This window comes from Arthrobacter sp. TMS2-4 (assembly GCF_054511075.1).
In genome coordinates, this window is sequence record NZ_JBTNDI010000043.1 from 1 (window position 1) to 1,344 (window position 1,344).

Annotated in this window: 2 protein-coding genes; both read right to left on the reverse strand. The window is 63.8% G+C overall.

The genetic code is table 11. The features are described 5' to 3' along the window. Nucleotides 1-41 precede the first annotated feature (41 nt). The gene (locus tag ACX80F_RS17000; RefSeq protein WP_459337558.1) at nt 42-896 is read right to left on the reverse strand and encodes an IS3 family transposase; all 855 of its coding nucleotides are present in this window, start codon (nt 894-896) and stop codon (nt 42-44) included. Further along, nucleotides 893-1,344 (reverse strand): helix-turn-helix domain-containing protein (locus tag ACX80F_RS17005; RefSeq protein ID WP_459337559.1); only part of this gene is annotated, 452 nt, incomplete at its 5' end. The genes ACX80F_RS17005 and ACX80F_RS17000, both read right to left, overlap by 4 nt.

Here is a 1,344-nt window from a genome sequence, read left to right on the forward strand (position 1 = left end):
GTGAACTGGTCCCCGGACGTTGGACTGGCTAAGTAAGTAGGTTAGGCCGTGAGGGTCTGAGCACGGTATTGCACCGGGCTCAGGCCCTCACGCTTTGTGGAGATCCGCTCGGTGTTGTACCAGTGGATGTATTCGTGCAGTGCTTCGGTGAGGGCATCGGTGCTGATGAAGCGGACGCGGTGGAACAGTTCTTCCTTGAGGTGTCCGAAGAAGTTCTCCATCACGGCGTTGTCGTAGCAGTTGCCTTTGCGGGACATCGACTGGGTCGCGCCGGCGTCGTGGAGCAGCCGACGCCAGGAGGCGTGCTGGTATTGGAAACCCTGGTCCGAGTGCACCAACGGTTGCTCTCCGCCCTCGAGCGTTGCCAGGGCCGTGCGGAGCGCGGTGTTGGTCAGTGTCAGGTTCGGTGAAAGCCCTACCGTGTAGGAGATGATCTGCCGGTCGAAGAGATCCATGACCGGTGAGAGATAAAGTTTCCGGTCGCCGACGCTGAACTCGGTCACATCCGTCACCCACTTCAGGTTCGGCGCATCGGCCTCGAAGTCCCGGTCCAGCACGTTCGCCGCGGTCCTGCCCTGCTCGCCACGGTAGGAGGCGTAGCGCTTCCTCTTCCGGACCAGGCAGACCAACTGCAGCGACCGCATGAGCTTCAACACGGTCTTCTTCGCCACCGCCCACCCGTGCCGGACCAGGACGGTGTGGATGCGGCGGTGCCCGTAGCGTCCCTGGTTCGCCTCGAAGATCTCCGTGACCGCGGTCTTGAGCGCATGCCGCGGATCCGGTGCCAGGAGCCGGGCCTGGTGATAAAAGAACGTGGACCGGGCCAGGCCGGTGACTTGCAGCAGCACCGGGAGGGGGAAGTCGGCCCTGAGGGCGATGACGGCCTGGACCTTCACCGTCGTTGCTGCGCTCTCAGGGCCCGCGCTTTTCCCAGGTACGCCACTTCCGCCCGCAACCGTTCGTTCTCCCGCCGCAAACGCTCCAACTCGGACACCTCCGCCGACGGTGGGGTTTCGGGTTTCCTTGGTCTGCCCTTGGGCTTGGGACGCAACGCGTCCACGCCCTCACGGCGATATACCCGAACCCACCTTTCAAGGAGCAGAGGCGAGGACAAGCCGGCCTCCGCCGCCAGATCCGGGGCCGTCTCACCCGCGATGAACCGTTCCACCAAAGCGAGCTTGACCTCGAACGAGTACACCTGTTTCGGCTTGGTCACCAGCGCTCCTCGACCATGGATCCTCCACCGCTGGTACAAACGCCCGACCGGCTGACGAGCCACACCCAGCAACGTCGACACGCCCATATCCGCGATGCCCTTCTCAAACCACGCTACAGCGGCCTCAC